Raw genomic sequence first — 16628 nt, forward strand, 5'->3', positions numbered from 1 at the left:
CAACTTATCTATATATCCCCTTTTTCACACATAAAAAAGCACCCTAAACGGATGCTTCTACCAAATGATATTTTTTCAAAATACGATAGGTGATTTCTTTTGCTTCTAGTCCGGTGCCTTCTATATTTGTGGCGAAGATGTAGGTTTTGTTTTCATGTTTGATGAAGCCTGCGTACCAGCCGATTCCTGATCCGGAGCCTGTTTTTCCGTATAGCGTGGTGTGTTTCTCTTCTTCTTGTATCATCATTCGTTTGACGGTTCTCATAACCGATAGGTCAAATGGGAGACTTTCTTCATATAGCTGTTTAAGGAAATGAACTTGTTCTACTGGAGAAATGCGCAACGTACTGCTTAGCCAAAATTGATCGATTCCGCCAGATATGTCTTGATTCCCATAATGAATGGCTTTTATCCAATGGCTCATGCGTTCTTCCCCGATATCACGCGCCATGGCTTGATAATACCAGACGACTGAATCTCTCATGCCAGAGCCCAGTGTATGGTCCTTATTCCAGTTATCAATCTCTCTTTTTACTCCGTCCCAATATTTGATGTCGTATTCATCTTTAACTGCGCCAGTTTGAAGTCCGATTAAGGCATTTGCTATTTTAAACGTTGATTGTGGTGCAAAGCGCTTGTTCGCTCTTCTTTTGTTATACACCCATGGTGATTTTTCTTTTACTTCTTGAATCACAAATGTGCCTTCCCGATCTTTCATGAATTCATCGACGGACCATTTTGGAGATGTTCCTTCACTTGATGCTGGCTCGCTCATACAAAGTGCTGCAAGCATCACGGCAGCAATCAGCCATTTCATCTTCTTTTTTTGCAAACAATCACCCTCTTTGCTCATGATTGCAATTGATTGTAGCATGCTGACTGATCAGAAATAAGAGCCGCTCGTCCTCTTTTTCAATAAAAAAAACCGGTTTTATCCGGCTTTCTGTTTATTGTACGTTCCATTTTTTCTCTTCAATCGCTTGCTTTGCAATTTTTGAAATTGTCATATCGTCCATTGGTGGGTTATGAAGGCCAGCACGAATGTCTCGATAGTAACGTTGAAGCGGGCAGCTAAGGCTTAAGCTTTTTGCACCGACTAAACGCATGGCTTTATCGACCACTTGCAGACTATCATTAACGACTGTATGCTTCACAGCACCGAATTCATTGATTAACAGCTCTCTTTTCTCTGGCTGCTCATATAATGTTGTCGTTGAATAGATGACATGGCGTGCTTGCTTTAGTAGTAAATCAATTTCGCCAATCAGTGTTTGGACATTTGGCAGTTCGCTAATCGTTCCGCTAATACTGTTCGGTGAATGGGTGATGGCATACTGAACAGCATAGTCTCTTGCCGCTTGTGCAATCCCTAAATAGCAGGAAGGAATGTGTGCGATCCAAGGGTTTAACGTACCGCCCCGAGGTCCTTTTTGCACTTCAACCAACATGTCATCTGGAACTTCCACATGATCTAGAATTAAATCATGGCTCTCTGTTCCTCTCATGCCAACAACATCCCACGTTTCTTCTATAGAAACACCTTTTGTATCACGGTGAATTAAGAAGAAGCCCATCGCTTCTTTTTCTTCGATCCATACACCGACGAGAAAGTATGTGAGTGCTGGTGACATCGTTGTGAATGTTTTCCGGCCATTGATCACCCAATGATCTCCTGATTTCGTTGCAGTTGTTCCAGGTTTGCCTCCTCTTGTTGGACTCCCTGTCTGCGCCTCACTGACGGCCCGGTTCACAAGAGCCCCATTTTTGATTTCTTCAGCAAAAAATTGCAGCTGCTTCTCATTCCATAGTTTCTTTTCATAAATTTCACCAACAACTCCTTGGTGCCAGCCGATCGATAAGGCAGTTGCTCCATCCATACTTCCTAGTGTTTCTTGAAAAAGAACCATATCCTTTACAGATTGACCCCCGCCCCCGTACTCAACAGGCAGAGACAACGTTGTATAGCCCAGTTCTACTAATGATTCGATATTCTGTTTAGGAAAATAGGCACCCTCATCATGTTCTTTTGCAGAATGTTCGATCGTTTCACGAAGGGATTCTAGTTGATTTAGCCAATTTTTTTGAAAATCTGTATCGACAAATAATGCTTTAGACAAAACGTATCCAACTCCTCTGTTTCTCGCAATCTATCATATCCGATTTATCCAATAGGTATTATTAAAACACACTTTACTTATAGGATTTAATGTGTTAAATTTTATCAATATTAAGTACATATGTCAAAGGAACGTGATGCTTTTATGATTTCTGCTATTAATCTACATAAATCCTATGGGTCAACTCATGTGTTAAAAGGAATTGATTTCACCGTACAAGAAGGTGAAGTGGTCGCCATTATTGGACCGAGCGGATCAGGAAAAACAACACTTCTCCGCAGTTTAAACAGCCTTGATATCCCAGACAAAGGAACGCTGACAGTTGGAGAAGCCACGATTCAATTTGAACAATATCGAAAAAAAGATCTTCTAAAACTCAGACAGCAATCGTCTATGGTGTTTCAGCATTATCACTTGTTTCAAAATAAACGAGCACTTGAAAACATCACAGAAGGATTGATTGTTTCTCAAAACATGTCTAAAAAAGAGGCGGAAAAAATCGGAGAGCAATTGTTAACACGAATTGGACTGCTTCATAAAAAAGATGCGTTTCCAAGTGAATTATCCGGCGGTCAACAGCAGCGAATCGGAATTGCCCGTGCGCTTGCCATGAATCCTGCGGTGCTTTTATTTGATGAACCAACGTCTGCACTAGACCCAGAGATGGTCGGAGAAATCCTTGAAATGATGAAAGATATTGCGAGCCAAGGCATGACGATGGTCATTGTGACGCATGAAATTTCGTTTGCAAAGGATGTAGCGGATACAGTGATCTTCATGGCAGATGGGGAAATCGTTGAGAAAGGCTCACCAGAAGACGTCCTGATGAAGCCTCAGCATGAACGGACGAAACAATTTTTATCAAGAATTCATCGCGGGATGTGGCAAGGATTGGAGGAAGACAGATGAAGCGCAAGACTTTATTCACCGCCGCTAGTATCCTTCTGTTTCTCCTCTCTCTCATTGGCTGCAGCAGTGTGAAAACGACAACAGATGATGGCAGACAAATTGTCAAAGTCGCACTAAGCGCAGAAGTCAATCCGCCTTTTTTAGCCACAAATGACCGCAACGAGCCGATTGGCTATAACATCGATTATTTAAATGAAGTCGAGAAACGTTTGCCACACATTCATTTTGATTATACCTTTGGCGAGGAAGAATCCAATTTAATTGGGATCGGCGCTGGGAAATTTGAAATGGCGGCTAATTGGTTTTTTAGTAATCCTGAACGTGAAAAACGCTTTCTTTATCCTAAGGTTCCATACGGCTATTCGATGACAGGTTTAATTGTGAATGAATCAGAGCAAGATATTCAATCTCTAGACGATATGACATCAAAAAAGCTCGCTCCCGTCAGTCCTAGCGGCGGCCTTCGTTCCATATTAAATCAATATAATGAAGAAAATGATCCGAAAATTCCGCTCACGACCATTGAAAGCCCTTCAAACGAACTCAATTTAAAACGAGTCGAAAGTGGACGGTCCGATGCGGCTTTTATGAATATTTCAACCTTTGATACGATACAAAAACATCTTCACCTGAAAGTCAAAGTGGGCGGCATTGTCTCAAAGGAACCTATTTATCTTGTCTTACAGCCTAGTCAAAAGAAACTAGCATCACAATTGGACCGAGTGACACAAGAGATGATAGAAGACGGAACATTACCTGACCTTGCGAAGAAATGGTTTGGCGTTGATTTCTTTCAAGATATTGACTATATATCAGAGCAAGGCTATCAATATGAAGAAAGGAAGGAAGCGCCATGACGTTTACAGCTGGAGATTGGCTGAGAATCTTTTTACAAGTGGTTGATCGTCTGCCACTCACATTTCTTATGATTGTGGTGTCATTGTTTTTTGCCATCATCATCGGATTGCTGTTTGCTTGCATTCGAATCAAACAAATTCCAGTGCTGAAACAATTGGCGGTCATTTATTTGTCATTTACACGAAGTACGCCGCTCATTGTTCAGTTATTTCTGATTTATTTTGGTCTGCCTCAGCTTTTACTCATGGCCGGAATTCAAATCAATCATTGGGATCGTGTGTTATTTGTGATGATCACATTCTCGTTACATACGGGCGCTTATTTATCTGAAGTCTTTCGCAGTGCATATTCTTCTGTTGGGAAAGATCAGCTTGAAGCAGCTTACATTGTTGGGATGACAGATACTCAGGCATTAATGAGGATCATTATTCCACAAGCCTTTCTCATTGCACTTCCGAACCTCGGAAATTACACCATTGATCTCGTGAAAGATACTGCCATTGCATTTACAATCGGACTCATTGATATGATGGGACAGGTCAAAATCATCCTAGGTAATAACTACGGGATAGGGATGTTTGAAGTGTACGTCATCATTGCAATTGTGTATTGGCTGATTTGCATCAGTATTGAACTGATCACGATGCTACTGGAAAGAAAATTTGTGAAAGGCCGCACCAGCCTGTCACGCTAAGGAGGCGATTTGATGCAAACCATTGATATATCATTTGCGATTGACCAAATACCACATATTCTAAAAGGCGTTCCCTTTACCTTATTGATTGCACTTGTTTCTATGGCTGTGAGCCTTTTGATTGGATCTGTTTTTGCTTTCATTCGCCTCTTTCGTATCCCTGTGCTCCGCCAGCTTGTCACGCTCTATGTCTCATTTTTTAGAGGAACACCTCTCATTGTTCAGTTGTTTGCTTTCTTTTATGGCATTCCATTTGTTCTGACCAAAATGAATAGCACTTTTGGGTTGACCTTTCACCCGGATATGGTCTCCCCGCTTACCGTTGCCCTTATCACCTTCAGCCTGCATTCAGCCGCACATTTAACAGAAGTGGTCCGCAGCGCACTCCTTGCGGTAGATAGAGGGCAACTTGAAGCGGCGAAAATCGTTGGCATGACCACCAGACAGGCGATGATTCGCATTATTTTACCGCAAGCGTTTGTGGTTGCCCTGCCAAACCTAGGGAATCAGCTCATTCAGCTGTTAAAAGCCACGTCCCTTTCGTTTACAATTGGTGTACTGGAAATCATGGGAATCTCTCGCATCATTGCAAATGACGGCTACAAGTTTTTAGAAACGTATCTCGTCTCTGCTTTGATCTATTGGATGCTTAGTATTTTCTTTGAACTCACTTTTGCTTTGTTAGAGAAACGAGTCAGCGTGTACGGAAAATCTCTTGGACGTTAAAAAAGAGAACGGCATCTGCCATTCTCTTTTTCGTCCTACTTATTCAGCACTGACTAAAATTTTCACTTGATCTTTTTCATTGATTAATGCATGGAAGCCATCTTCGATCACATCGTCCAACTTGATTTTCTTCGTGACGAGTGTGTCTGCAGAGAAATAGCCTTTTCTCATTAAGTTTAATACAGATGGGAAAACATCTCTGTAGCCGATGATTCCTTTGACTGTACGTTCTTTAATGACAATGTCATTCGGCATAATTTCTGCGCCTTTTTCCCAAATGCTTACAATGACTGTTTCACCTGAAATTCTAGTTGATTGGATTGCTTGCTTCAATACAACAGGTACACCTGTCACTTCAAAAGAAACATCGACTCCACCATTTGTGCGGCGTGCGATTTCTTGAACAACATCTTCATACTGAGAAGGATCTACAATGATCGCTCCAAGTTCTTTTGCTTTTTCTTGGCGCTCTTTTGATAATTCCACTGCATAAATGTCAGTAGCACCAGCTGCTTTTAATGCTTCAATGACAAGTAAACCAATTGGTCCACAGCCAAACACAGCTGCTGTATCCCCAGCTTGCACTTTACTAGAACGAACCGCATATAAAGCAACTGCAGAAGGTTCAACAAGTGCACCTTGCTCATATGAAATTTCGTCTGGTAACAAATGAAGTAATTCTTCATCGACAGATACATATTCAGAGAATCCTCCACCGCCACCAGCAAGTCCTAAGAAGCCCATGTTTTCATCTAAGTTGTAAGCACCTTGGTGCCCGTGAGTTGCAAAAATAGGTTCAACAACCACTCGATCGCCTACTTTGTAATTACTCACGCCTTCTCCAACTTCTACAACTTCACCAGAGAACTCGTGTCCCAGTGTAATGGGTGCTTTTTCTTTTGTAAGTGGATGAGGTTCATTCACAGGAATGAAGATCGGTCCGCCTAAATATTCATGTAAATCACTACCACAAATGCCGCACCATTTTACTTTCAGTTTCACTTTTCCTGGAGCAACTGTTGGTTCGTCAATTTCCTCTAGTCGAATGTCCTTTTGATCGTGCCAGCGTAGTGCTTTCATTTGTAAGACTCCTTTTCTCATCAATTTAATTAACTTACTTAAATAATGATAACATAATTTTTTTAATTTTCTAAGTAAGATGCACTATTTTTTTGACAGTCAATGGACGAAAAATGACAAAACATAGCAACAGACAAATAAGAAGCATACATATGCAGCCAATTATGACAGAAGTACGTATCGATAAAACATGCGCCAATGCGCCGCATATTCCTGTCATCATCATCGTCAGAACTGCTTCACATAACGCATAAAAACTTGCCACTCTCCCCATAACCTCTACCGGGATATTCGTTTGATAAAAAGTCATAAAACCGGTGTTTGCAAATGCTAAAAAGAAAGCGAGAACAAAAAAGCCAGCTGCTGCGAAAGTCAATGTGCTTGAAAAAGCATAGATCAAGTATCCAAAAGCCACAAACAAACTTCCCGCACCAAGCATCACTGAAATAGGCAGCCTTTCGACAATGACCGTATTGAGACATGCCCCTGCGATAATCCCTGCTCCAGCTACACTGACAAGAAATCCATATTCGGTATTGGTCAACATCAGCACTTCCTTTGCAAAAGCTGCTTCAAGTGAGTCAATCGCAGTCGGCAGCACCGTGATGGCAGCGCTAAATAATAAATACACGGCCATCACTTGCCGGGATGTGAGACTGAAACGAAAGACAAGTTTTGCATCTTCCTTTAATACCGAGAGAGAAAAGCCCTTTTGTGCCCCGTCTGCTTTTGACAAAATCGGTAAACACATCGTCAAAACAGCAGATATCAAAAGGCAGATTGCATTTACATAAATTGAAAGGACTGGTGTACCAATGAGAAAAAGCAGCCCTGCTACGGCGGGTCCGAGTAAAAATCCACCAGACTGCAGCAAAGATCGAATGGCATTAAACCGTTTTCGTTTATCCGCCGGGATTAGTGCTGTCATATACACCATCGAAGCTGGATGAAACATGGCTTGTGCCATGTGAATGAGAAATAGCATCACATATACGATCAATAAGTGGCCTGAAAATAAGGCAAAGGGTAAACAAGCAATCAGAATGGCCCGGCATAGATCTAGACTGATCATGACATTCCGCTGATTCAGTCTATCTATTAAACTACCAGACCAGCTATTTGTTAAAAGAGCCGAGACAGGTCTTAACATATAGACGGCTGTAACAGCAAGAACGGATCCCGTTTCCTGAAAAATCAGCAGATGGAGAGCAATCATATAAATCCATTCTCCTATGTTCGCAATACCAATCGCTCCAAGTAACACGCTCATATCCCGCCAATGTTTTTTCATCGTGGTGCCCTCCTTTTTGTCATAAAAAAATCCCGCCCCCAAGACATTTCTGTCTTGAGGACGGGATTGACTCCGCGTTGCCACCTCAGTTCATTCACCTGTTACCAGATGAACCTTAGCAGGTTATCGCTAACCCATCTCTATAACGGGAGAATGCCGCTGCACCACCATCACAATGAATCCGGTGCAGAGCTAAGAGGCTTGGTTCTGTAACGCTTCCCAGCTCCTTCTCAGCTTCACGGAGTTCTCTGTGTGAGGCAGCCATTACATACTCTTCTCTATTTGCGCTTTATCTTTTTTTCATCACGATCTTCAGCTGAGTTGTTCTATATTGTACTGCGTCTCCGTCAAGGCGTCAATGTTTTTTCATGTTAATCCGCATAAATCATTTTTCTAGTCATGCCGCCATCAACAACCACATCGGTTCCTGTCACAAATTGATTGTCTTCATCTGTTAAATAAAAACAAGCTTTGACAATATCCTTTGGCGTTCCTACTCGATTGGAAAGGTGCTGCTGATGATCAATTTCTCGCAAATTTTTCTCATCCTTCGTTTCAATCCACCCAGGGGAAATGCTGTTTACTGTTATATGATTCTGACTAAAAGAAGCAGCCAGCGCATGAGTAAGTGCTGATATCCCGCCTTTTGATGCAGCATACGCTTCTGTATGAGGCTCTGACATGGTCGCACGGGTAGATGAAATATTCACAATGGAACCGCCGTTTGGATTCTCTTTGATATAACGTGCCGCTTCCCTTGCACATAAAAAAGCACCTCGTAGGTTTGTATGCAGCACATGATCAAACTCATCAACCGTTAGCTCATAAGGCGATTTTGTACACATAACCCCTGCATTATTGATGAGAATATCGATCGTTTGATAACGAGCCACGGCAGCCGACATGATGTCTTGAATATCCTTCTCTTGTTTCACATCCGTTTTTTTAAAAAAAGCCTCAAAGGACTCCTTTTTCAGCTGATCTTCCAAGCGCTTGCCCTTCTCTTCGTCAATATCCGCAAGCACGACACGCGCCCCTTCTTTCGCATAGCCATACGCGATCGATTCACCAATTCCATTGGCTGCGCCAGTGATGATGACGGTTTTATTGTGAAAGTTCATCGTTTATCCTATCCTTTCTCTCATGAGATGTTGTCGTCTATCATACCACTCATGTATACATGATACCTAGTCAAATGGGACATAGAAAAACCACCACCTAAATCATACATTAGGAGGGTGGTATATTTGTAATTCTCCATATTGACGACATAGTCGTTTGCTTCTTGTGTAAAGTCTGGGAAGGTTTGTGTTTATCATTCAGTCATTCTATTCGGCTCTTTTTCTGTATGATTATATTAAAAAGCAGCCTTTAGTATATCTAAGTAGTCCGCTTTCGTAACGGCACGAACATTGCTTTTTGTAGAGTTGTTTTGTTCTGCTAGTTCAGCCATTTTTTCAAAATCTTCTACTTTTACATAAGATAATTCTTTTAGTGATGGAATACCTAAATTCTTTGTGAATGTATATATACCATCCATTAATTTTTGAATCGCCACATCATCTGCATCCGTCTTATCTGCAAAGCCCATGATGTTTGCAAGCTCTATGTGCAATGATTTGTTTTCAGCTGCATTAAATTGTATGACATAAGGTAAAAATACAGCATTTGCGATACCATGAGGTGTATCATAAAGACTTCCGAGCGCTTCGGCTAAACAATGCACAGCTGCTACATCAGCGGAACCGAAGCATAAGCCAGCGAGTAAACTGCCTTCCTGCATTTTGTATCTTGCTTCTAAATCAGATCCGTCTTCATACGCCTTCGGTAAATAGGTCACAATGGTTTTCATTGCGCTTGCCCCCATCGCCTTAGAAATAGGGTTTGTTTCTTTACATGTATAGCCTTCAATCGCATGTACCAGTGCATCAACACCTGTTGCCGCTGTTATACTTTTTGGCACCGTAGAAGTAAGAGCAGGATCCAAAATCGCAATAGTTGGTCGAAGCAAGGCATGTTTTAAGGTGATTTTTTTATGTGAAGCAGCTAACGTAATCACAGATGAACGGGTCACCTCAGAGCCAGTTCCAGCCGTGGTTGGAATACAAATTAAGGGTGATACATTTGTATACGCCTTCTTCCCTGCTATATACTCTTCAGGATTACCGCCATTTGGACCTAATAAAGCAATGGCTTTTGCCGTATCCATTGGGCTGCCTCCGCCAATCGCAATTACCGCTGATGCTTGTACTTTTCTAAAGAGCTCTGCACCCGTTAGACATTCATGATCTCTAGGGTTTGGTGATACTTGATCAAAGACGACAACGGAATAACCAGCTTCTTGCAAATAGGCTTCAATAGGCGTCACCAATCCTGCGCTTTTTACACCAGGGTCAGTCACAATCATAATTGTAGCACTAGGCAATACAATGTCCTCTACAATAGAGGCAATATCTTTAGATTTTCCAGTCCCCATGATCATTTTCGTATGACAATCATATTCAAAATTTATCATTGATTTTCTACCCCTTCATTTGTTGATTTAATCGCTTGTTTTTCTGCTCCCCACCATTCTATTCCTTTTAAACCTGGAATGGTAGAAGCGTAAAAAACAGGGTTCTTTCCTACCTTTCTTTGTCCCATGTAATCATTTAGAGCCGCAAAAGCAAATTTGCCTAAAATCGCAATGGCAACCAAGTTAACAATAGCCATAATTGCCATCGACAAGTCCGCTAACGTCCAAACGATTTGTAAGTTGGCGAGAGCACCAAACATGATCATCATTAAAACAGTGATTCGATACACGAATAGCGCGGATACAGTGTTATGAATAAAACCGATATTGGCTTCACCGTAATAGTAGCCACCTACAATAGAGCTAAATGCAAAAGTAAAGATCGCAAATGCTAAGAAAATACTAGCCCAAGAACCGAAATGCTGCGCCATTGCAGCTTGAGTAATTTCAATACCTGACAAATCACCTGCTGTTTCTACTGTTGATAGCATAATAATAAATGCTGTACAACTACAAACAACTAATGTATCAAAAAATACGCCTAATAATTGAACAAACCCTTGTTTTACTGGGTGTGAAACATGGGCAGCAGCAGCGGCATTTGGCGCACTTCCCATTCCTGCTTCATTGGAAAACAAACCGCGTTTGACACCGTTCATTATTGCAGCGCCGATTCCGCCTCCAACCATTTGCTCTAATCCAAACGCACTTTTCATAATACTTGTTAATGCTGCGGGTACATCAGCGATATTTGTCACAATCACATAAAGTGCTAAGATAATATAAAACGAGGACATGATTGGCACAATGATTTGGGTAAAGCGGGCAATTCTCTTTACACCACCAAAAATGATGAGCGCCGTAAGAATGGTTACGAATACCCCCATACCAATTGGACTGATACCAAATGAATATCGAAAGGCATTTGTGATGGTGTTCGTTTGTACTGCATTAAAAATTAAGCCAAAACTAAGAATAACAGAAAAGGCAAAGATCCTACTCGGCCATTTCAGTCCAAATTGCTTTTGAATATAATAGCCTGGTCCCCCTTTAAAACCATCACTTGTTCTCACTTTATATATTTGAGCGAGTGTGCTTTCGACAAATGCAGAAGCTCCCCCTAAAACTGCTGCAAACCACATCCAAAAAATAGCTCCAGGACCACCAACTGTAATGGCAATAGCAACACCTGCCATATTTCCAGTTCCAATCCTCGTCGCTGCTCCGATAAAGAAAGCTTGCATTGAAGAAATGTCTTGACTCCCTTTTATTTTTGGAGCTTTTTCAAAAATAGAACGGAAGATCTCTTTTAGTAAGACAATTTGCATAAACTTCATTCTCACCGTAAAGTAGATTCCAATCCCTATTAACATAATGACTAAAATATATGTCCATAAAAAGTCATTTATTGAATTGACAATCGTTTCAAACAAAGCCATCCCCCCTATAAAATCTGAACATTCTAAATAATGAAAGCGCCTACTTTTATCATAGTAAAAATGATATGATCTATCTATAGAAGTTTTCTGATTGCATCAATCGGCTCATCCGATTTAGGAGGGATTGACGTTGGAAATAAAGCAACTGATGATGTTCCAAACAGCATCAAAAGTATTAAACTTTACAAAAACAGCACAAATACTTGGCTATGCTCAATCTAGTATCACGGCAAATATCGCTGCATTAGAAGAAGAGTTAGGAACCCCTCTTTTTGAAAGGCTTGGAAAAAGGGTCATTTTAACTGAAGCTGGCATGAAGTTTCAAGATTATACGGATAAGATTTTAGGTTTAACAGGAGAAGCATTAGAGGCTGTTGGCGGGATGAGTGAGCCAAGCGGCATTTTGAGAATATGTGCATCTGAAACACAATGTACCTATCGACTTCCTCATATTTTAACGGACTTTCAAACAACGTATCCTAAAGTAGAACTGATTTTTCGTCCCGGAATAGCTGAAAAGGATGTTTTAAATCTATTACTGGAAGGACAAATTGATGTCGCCCTATTATCGATGAATCTTGTCGTATCCTCACATTTAATTGTAAAAGAATTAAAAGATGAACCGATGGCGATTGTATGCTGTCCAACAAATCCATTGAGCAAAAAACAAAAAGTATATCCTATCGATTTAGACGAGCAAAGATTGTTGTTAACCGAAGACTGCGATTATCGTTATGCCTTCGAACACTCTTTGACACAGGCAGGAGCAAAACCGAGAAGTAAACTAGAACTAGCAGATGTAGAAGCCATAAAAAAATGTGTAATGGCTGGTCTAGGAATTGCTGTACTTCCCGAAATTTCTATAAAAAGAGAAATAACAGAAGGCCATATGATTAAAATCAATTGGATGGGACCCTGTCTCACAACGAAAATCCAACTATTCTGGCATAAAAATAAATGGATGTCTCCTGCTTTGAAGGCGTTTGTTGATTTAACAGAGGAATATATACTCAGGCACGGCTAACAATTGACATGGAATGTAGCAGAAAAGCTTCATCTTTTTATATGTAACAAACAAAAAACTTACAGGAAAAATCCTGTAAGTTTTTTTCGATGGATCATTATTTAGAAATCATGCCATGCGGGTCAATCACAAATTTCTTCGCCACACCCGAATCAAAATCGCTATATCCTTTAGGGGCTTGATCAAGGGAAATGACGGTTGCATTAACGGCTTTGGCGATTTGTGCCCTTCCGCTTAAAATAGATTTCATCAAGCTGCGGTGATATTGCATGACAGGGGTTTGGCCTGTCACAAAAGTATGGGCTTTGGCCCAGCCAAGTCCAATTCGCACTTTCAGAGATCCAACTTTTGCATCTTCATCCACAGCACCTGGATCTTCTGTGACGTAAAGTCCTGGAATTCCAAGTTTACCGCCAACTTTGGTAATATCCATAATTGTATTTAAAACGGTGGCTGGTGCTTCTCCTTGATCTCCATGACCTGAAGCTTCAAAACCGACACAATCGACCGCACAGTCGACTTCTGGCTCTCCAAGGATGTTTGTCATTTGTTCACCGATTCGATCATGTTTTCGTAAATTAATCGTTTCGCAGCCAAAGCTTCTCGCCTGCTCGAGCCTTTGTTCATTGAGATCGCCGACGATGACAGCAGATGCGCCAAGGAGCTGAGCGGAATGCGCTGCTGCAAGACCTACTGGCCCTGCACCAGCAATATAGACGGTAGAGCCCGGCTTTACGCCAGCCGTATAAGCACCATGAAAACCTGTCGGGAATATATCAGAAAGCATCGTCAAATCAAGTATTTTTTCCATCGCCTGATCTTTGTCCGGAAATTTGAGTAGCTGGAAATCAGCATATGGCACCATGACGTACTCCGATTGGCCGCCAACCCATCCGCCCATATCTACATATCCATAAGCTGAGCCAGGTCGATCGGGGTTCACATTTAAACACACATGGGTTTTTTGTTCTTTACACATGACGCAGCGACCACAGGCAATATTAAATGGAACTGATACGAGATCACCCTTTTGGATAAACTCTACATCTCGTCCAACTTCAACGACTTCACCAGTAATTTCATGACCAAGGACAAGTCCTTCAGGCGCAGTTGTACGCCCTCTTACCATGTGCTGGTCGCTCCCGCAAATGTTTGTTGTCACCACTTTTAAAATGACGCCATGCTCACACTTACGTCCAACATTGGCTTTAGGTACACCAGGGCCATCTCTTAAAACCAAATCAGGGTATCCAATATCCTCAACTGCTACATTTCCTGCTCCTTTGTAAACGACACCTTTGTTTCCCGACATGTTTTCATTCCTCCCTTTTTGTTTAAAAATGAAGTCTCTCCAAAATTCTCTCTTTCTCGGTTTTTTTCCTTCTTTTAACCACACATTGACTCAAAAAATAAGTGACAAATGTCTATCTAGGAGAGAAAAATGTATTTTCCAGTCAAATAAAAAAGAAAATATTGAAAAAAAAGCTAAACATTTGCAGAACATTGTCGATATAAGGAATAAGCCAGACAGGTATCCTTAATCGACAAACAAATTCCTTATATATACTATCATTCCTTACACACCTGGCTGGCCCCTACATATGAAATGAATGCAAAAGCCTCTTCTTATGAAGAGGCCTTTTTTATTGACGAATGGTCCATTTCATCGCATGCAAAAAGGCTCCTCTGACGAAGAGCCTTTTTTAATTGCTTGTTCATTACCTGGGAAATATTTTCATCATCATTTTAAGGCTTTGATACAGATGTATGTATCATAATGGTAAACAGAGACGTCTCTAAAGTGATACGCTGAAAAAAGACAGCTGATGTCTTCTTCACTGTACGTTGAAAGAGACTGTGAGCGTTTTTGTTCCTTCATCAGTTCCTGCTTTTGAAAAGATAAGAATACTTCTCCATCCACTTGAAGAACACGATATACCTCTTTCATAACTTGTTCGATATCTGGCAAGTAATAGATGGTCTGCACTGTGAACAATTTATTGAATGATCTGTCTTCAAAAGGTAATTGCTCAGCTTTTCCAAGTGTGATAACGGCTTTTTCCTGCTCGACAAGCCTCTTATGTTTTCTTTTCGCGTATTTTACCATATGACGCGAAGCATCGATTCCATATACTTTCCCTCGATCAAGTTTTTCCGCTACTTTAGATAATGTCATACCTCTTCCAGTACCAATTTCTAAAATCCGGTCGTTTTCTTGTATATTTAAGAGTTGAATCGTCCATTGATTGATATTATGATGATTTTTTTCCATATAGCGGGCTACCCATTTTGAGAACAAGCCCTTTGGTTCCCTCATTTGTTTTCCAATCCAGCTTTGAATCAATGTCAACACCTGCTTTGCACCAGTAAATAAAACTATTTACGAATTTTCTTACTTTTCATATCGGCTCTCGCCTAACAAAAGTTAAGACCTAGTCCTAATTTCTTTGTCTTTTATTAGACGGCACCTTTTCTGAAAATGTTTCGCACGTCATGAAAAATATTTAAACAAATAGGCATTTTCATTAATTGTGCTCAGATTGATTTCGTTTTCTGCATGAGCTGCATATTTTATGAATGTATCTTGATTAGATAAAGGTGGTGCTAGATTATGGGCTTTGGCGGTTATTCTGGAGGCTACTGCGGTGGCTACGGTGGCGGTTTTGCAGGCGGATTCGCATTGCTTGTTGTACTGTTCATTTTGTTAATCATCATCGGTGCAAGCTGGATTTGCTAATGTAAAAGGAGCAGGAAACGATGACGTTTCCTGCTCCTTTTCTTTAATACCAATAGGTTGGATAATTGTACATATAGCGTCTGAGCATTTCTTCTTGCTCTCTTTGCATTCTGTATGGATTGCCGTACCCGTGCTTTAAAGAATGCGGAATAGACGCATACCCGTGCCCCACTGACGGAAACCTCATATATGGTGACATCGACATTCATTGATCACCTCACAATCTCCTTTTACGGTTATCATATGTGCAGGTGATCAATGTGGAGCGTGTCTAAACCTGGTCCTTCTCCCTTGTATAACAATCAAGCATTGCAAGCATCATAAACATGTCAATCTCCTCCTTTTCATGTTTTTATTGTCCTTTTTAGTTCATGTACTTTAGTTGTTTCTGCTTCATTTCTTCATAAAATGTTTCGACTTGTTGTTCATAAAGAACCGTTTCAATGTCTTTGTATTTACGTTGGATCGTCAAAGTAATAAAAAATAAATGGATTGTCATATACGCTCACCTCCCTTCAGTTCGCAGCACGCGAAATAGCCCGCAGATCTTCTTTATCAGTTGACCTGCGGGCACACAAAAATGCAGATCAAAAGACAGTGTCTTCTAACCTGCGATGGATGATACGTGAAATCCTCGTTTACTTAAACAGTTTTGTAGCGTGAACCGTAAAAGGTAAAGGAAGGACACGAGCTCTTCCACAGGCTGATGACATGATGAAATTGGTTGTTGAATTGATCACAAGTAGATACGAATAACATATTCTTCAGCCTCCTTTACGTTTTTAATTACTTTGTAAGTATATCCAGCAAGCACCATTTTGTAAACCTGTTTTTAGTAAATTAGATGATTTTTGTGTGTTTGACTAAATTTCCACAGTGATTCTTGTCCAATTATCCAGTGTAATCAAAAAAGTCTCCTCATCACATGAGGAGACTTTTCGACTTAATCTTCATCTAGTTCTTGTAGCTTTTTTTGAAAAAAGATCGCACGTTTCACGCAAAGAAAAGCGGCTAATAAGAAAACACAATCAACTGCCATCATCAGCATTTTTGGTGATGCTTCTAGGTGCTGATTCGGTAAAATCGTACCAATATATAAAAAGGTGCTAACAGCAAGCAAAATAAAAGCGTATTGCTTGTAATCTGTCACTAAACCATCCCACTTTTTCTTCACTTGATTCACCTTCCCGTTATCAATGTCTATTGATAGCTTACCATAGTGAGAGAAAGCGAGGGGC

General features: G+C 40.7%; 18 protein-coding genes. 6 read left to right on the top strand and 12 right to left on the bottom strand.

The genetic code is table 11. The features are described from left to right. Positions 1-43: 43 nt before the first annotated feature. Positions 44-832, bottom strand: coding sequence for a BPU family class D beta-lactamase (blaBPU, locus tag N521_RS08745; protein WP_035390929.1), 789 nt, complete (start codon positions 830-832; stop codon positions 44-46). 115 nt (positions 833-947) lie between these two features. After that, the gene (locus N521_RS08750) at positions 948-2117 is read right to left on the bottom strand and encodes an acyl-CoA dehydrogenase family protein (protein ID WP_035390931.1); all 1170 of its coding nucleotides are present in this window, start codon (positions 2115-2117) and stop codon (positions 948-950) included. A 144-nt stretch (positions 2118-2261) separates the two neighbouring features. On the opposite strand from N521_RS08750, the gene N521_RS08755 reads away from it, so the two are divergent. Genes N521_RS08755 through N521_RS08770 form a run of 4 tightly spaced genes read left to right on the top strand, consistent with a single transcriptional unit; the run spans position 2262 to position 5304 of the window. Next, positions 2262-3026 carry an amino acid ABC transporter ATP-binding protein gene (locus N521_RS08755; protein ID WP_034646521.1) on the top strand — a complete coding sequence of 255 codons (765 nt, stop codon included), beginning with the start codon at positions 2262-2264 and terminating at the stop codon, positions 3024-3026. Next, on the top strand, positions 3023-3883 hold the full coding sequence (locus N521_RS08760) for an amino acid ABC transporter substrate-binding protein (protein WP_035390933.1): 861 nt from the start codon (positions 3023-3025) through the stop codon (positions 3881-3883). Before N521_RS08755 ends, N521_RS08760 begins: the two co-directional genes overlap by 4 nt. After that, a complete protein-coding gene (locus tag N521_RS08765; protein WP_008342617.1) occupies positions 3880-4578 on the top strand; it encodes an amino acid ABC transporter permease in 699 nt (232 codons plus the stop codon). Before N521_RS08760 ends, N521_RS08765 begins: the two co-directional genes overlap by 4 nt. 12 nt (positions 4579-4590) lie before the next feature. Then, positions 4591-5304, top strand: coding sequence for an amino acid ABC transporter permease (locus N521_RS08770; RefSeq protein ID WP_035390935.1), 714 nt, complete (start codon positions 4591-4593; stop codon positions 5302-5304). A gap of 39 nt (positions 5305-5343) precedes the next feature. On the opposite strand, the gene N521_RS08775 is transcribed toward N521_RS08770, so the two are convergent. The 5 genes from N521_RS08775 to N521_RS08795 form a co-directional block, all read right to left on the bottom strand. After that, on the bottom strand, positions 5344-6384 hold the full coding sequence (locus N521_RS08775; protein WP_017358082.1) for a 2,3-butanediol dehydrogenase: 1041 nt from the start codon (positions 6382-6384) through the stop codon (positions 5344-5346). Positions 6385-6454: 70 nt separating this feature from the next. After that, a complete protein-coding gene (locus tag N521_RS08780; protein ID WP_035390937.1) occupies positions 6455-7675 on the bottom strand; it encodes an MFS transporter in 1221 nt (406 codons plus the stop codon). Positions 7676-8046: 371 nt separating this feature from the next. Further along, positions 8047-8796, bottom strand: coding sequence for an SDR family oxidoreductase (locus N521_RS08785; RefSeq protein ID WP_035390939.1), 750 nt, complete (start codon positions 8794-8796; stop codon positions 8047-8049). A gap of 236 nt (positions 8797-9032) precedes the next feature. Further along, complete coding sequence (locus N521_RS08790) at positions 9033-10190, bottom strand: iron-containing alcohol dehydrogenase (protein ID WP_008342626.1); 1158 nt, start codon at positions 10188-10190, stop codon at positions 9033-9035. Beyond that, positions 10187-11629 carry an alanine/glycine:cation symporter family protein gene (locus tag N521_RS08795; RefSeq protein WP_035390941.1) on the bottom strand — a complete coding sequence of 481 codons (1443 nt, stop codon included), beginning with the start codon at positions 11627-11629 and terminating at the stop codon, positions 10187-10189. Before N521_RS08795 ends, N521_RS08790 begins: the two co-directional genes overlap by 4 nt. Positions 11630-11759: 130 nt before the next feature. On the opposite strand from N521_RS08795, the gene N521_RS08800 reads away from it, so the two are divergent. Continuing rightward, positions 11760-12653: a LysR family transcriptional regulator gene (locus N521_RS08800; protein ID WP_035390942.1), complete on the top strand. Its 894-nt coding sequence runs from the start codon at positions 11760-11762 to the stop codon at positions 12651-12653. A gap of 97 nt (positions 12654-12750) precedes the next feature. Here N521_RS08800 and fdhA read toward each other — a convergent pair whose 3' ends face one another. Both fdhA and N521_RS08810 read right to left on the bottom strand, forming a co-directional pair. Continuing rightward, positions 12751-13965: a formaldehyde dehydrogenase, glutathione-independent gene (gene fdhA / locus N521_RS08805; RefSeq protein WP_017358089.1), complete on the bottom strand. Its 1215-nt coding sequence runs from the start codon at positions 13963-13965 to the stop codon at positions 12751-12753. Between the two features lie 429 nt (positions 13966-14394). Then, positions 14395-14997: a class I SAM-dependent methyltransferase gene (locus tag N521_RS08810; protein WP_017367683.1), complete on the bottom strand. Its 603-nt coding sequence runs from the start codon at positions 14995-14997 to the stop codon at positions 14395-14397. 267 nt (positions 14998-15264) lie between these two features. On the opposite strand from N521_RS08810, the gene N521_RS19995 reads away from it, so the two are divergent. Then, positions 15265-15390 carry a YjcZ family sporulation protein gene (locus N521_RS19995; protein ID WP_008342643.1) on the top strand — a complete coding sequence of 42 codons (126 nt, stop codon included), beginning with the start codon at positions 15265-15267 and terminating at the stop codon, positions 15388-15390. Positions 15391-15433: 43 nt separating this feature from the next. Here the strand turns inward: N521_RS19995 and N521_RS19570 are convergent, their stop codons facing one another. The 3 genes from N521_RS19570 to N521_RS08815 all read right to left on the bottom strand — a co-directional run bounded on the left by N521_RS19570 (position 15434) and on the right by N521_RS08815 (position 16564). Then, on the bottom strand, positions 15434-15595 hold the full coding sequence (locus tag N521_RS19570) for a hypothetical protein (RefSeq protein WP_154666048.1): 162 nt from the start codon (positions 15593-15595) through the stop codon (positions 15434-15436). 159 nt (positions 15596-15754) lie between these two features. Next, a complete protein-coding gene (locus tag N521_RS19180) occupies positions 15755-15889 on the bottom strand; it encodes a YrzI family small protein (protein ID WP_008342648.1) in 135 nt (44 codons plus the stop codon). Positions 15890-16333: 444 nt separating this feature from the next. Continuing rightward, a complete protein-coding gene (locus tag N521_RS08815; protein WP_035391005.1) occupies positions 16334-16564 on the bottom strand; it encodes a YrhC family protein in 231 nt (76 codons plus the stop codon). Between the last annotated feature and the right edge of the window lie 64 nt (positions 16565-16628).

Origin of the sequence: Bacillus sp. UNC125MFCrub1.1 (genome assembly GCF_000701305.1) — a bacterium.
Classification (GTDB): domain Bacteria; phylum Bacillota; class Bacilli; order Bacillales; family Bacillaceae; genus Bacillus; species Bacillus altitudinis.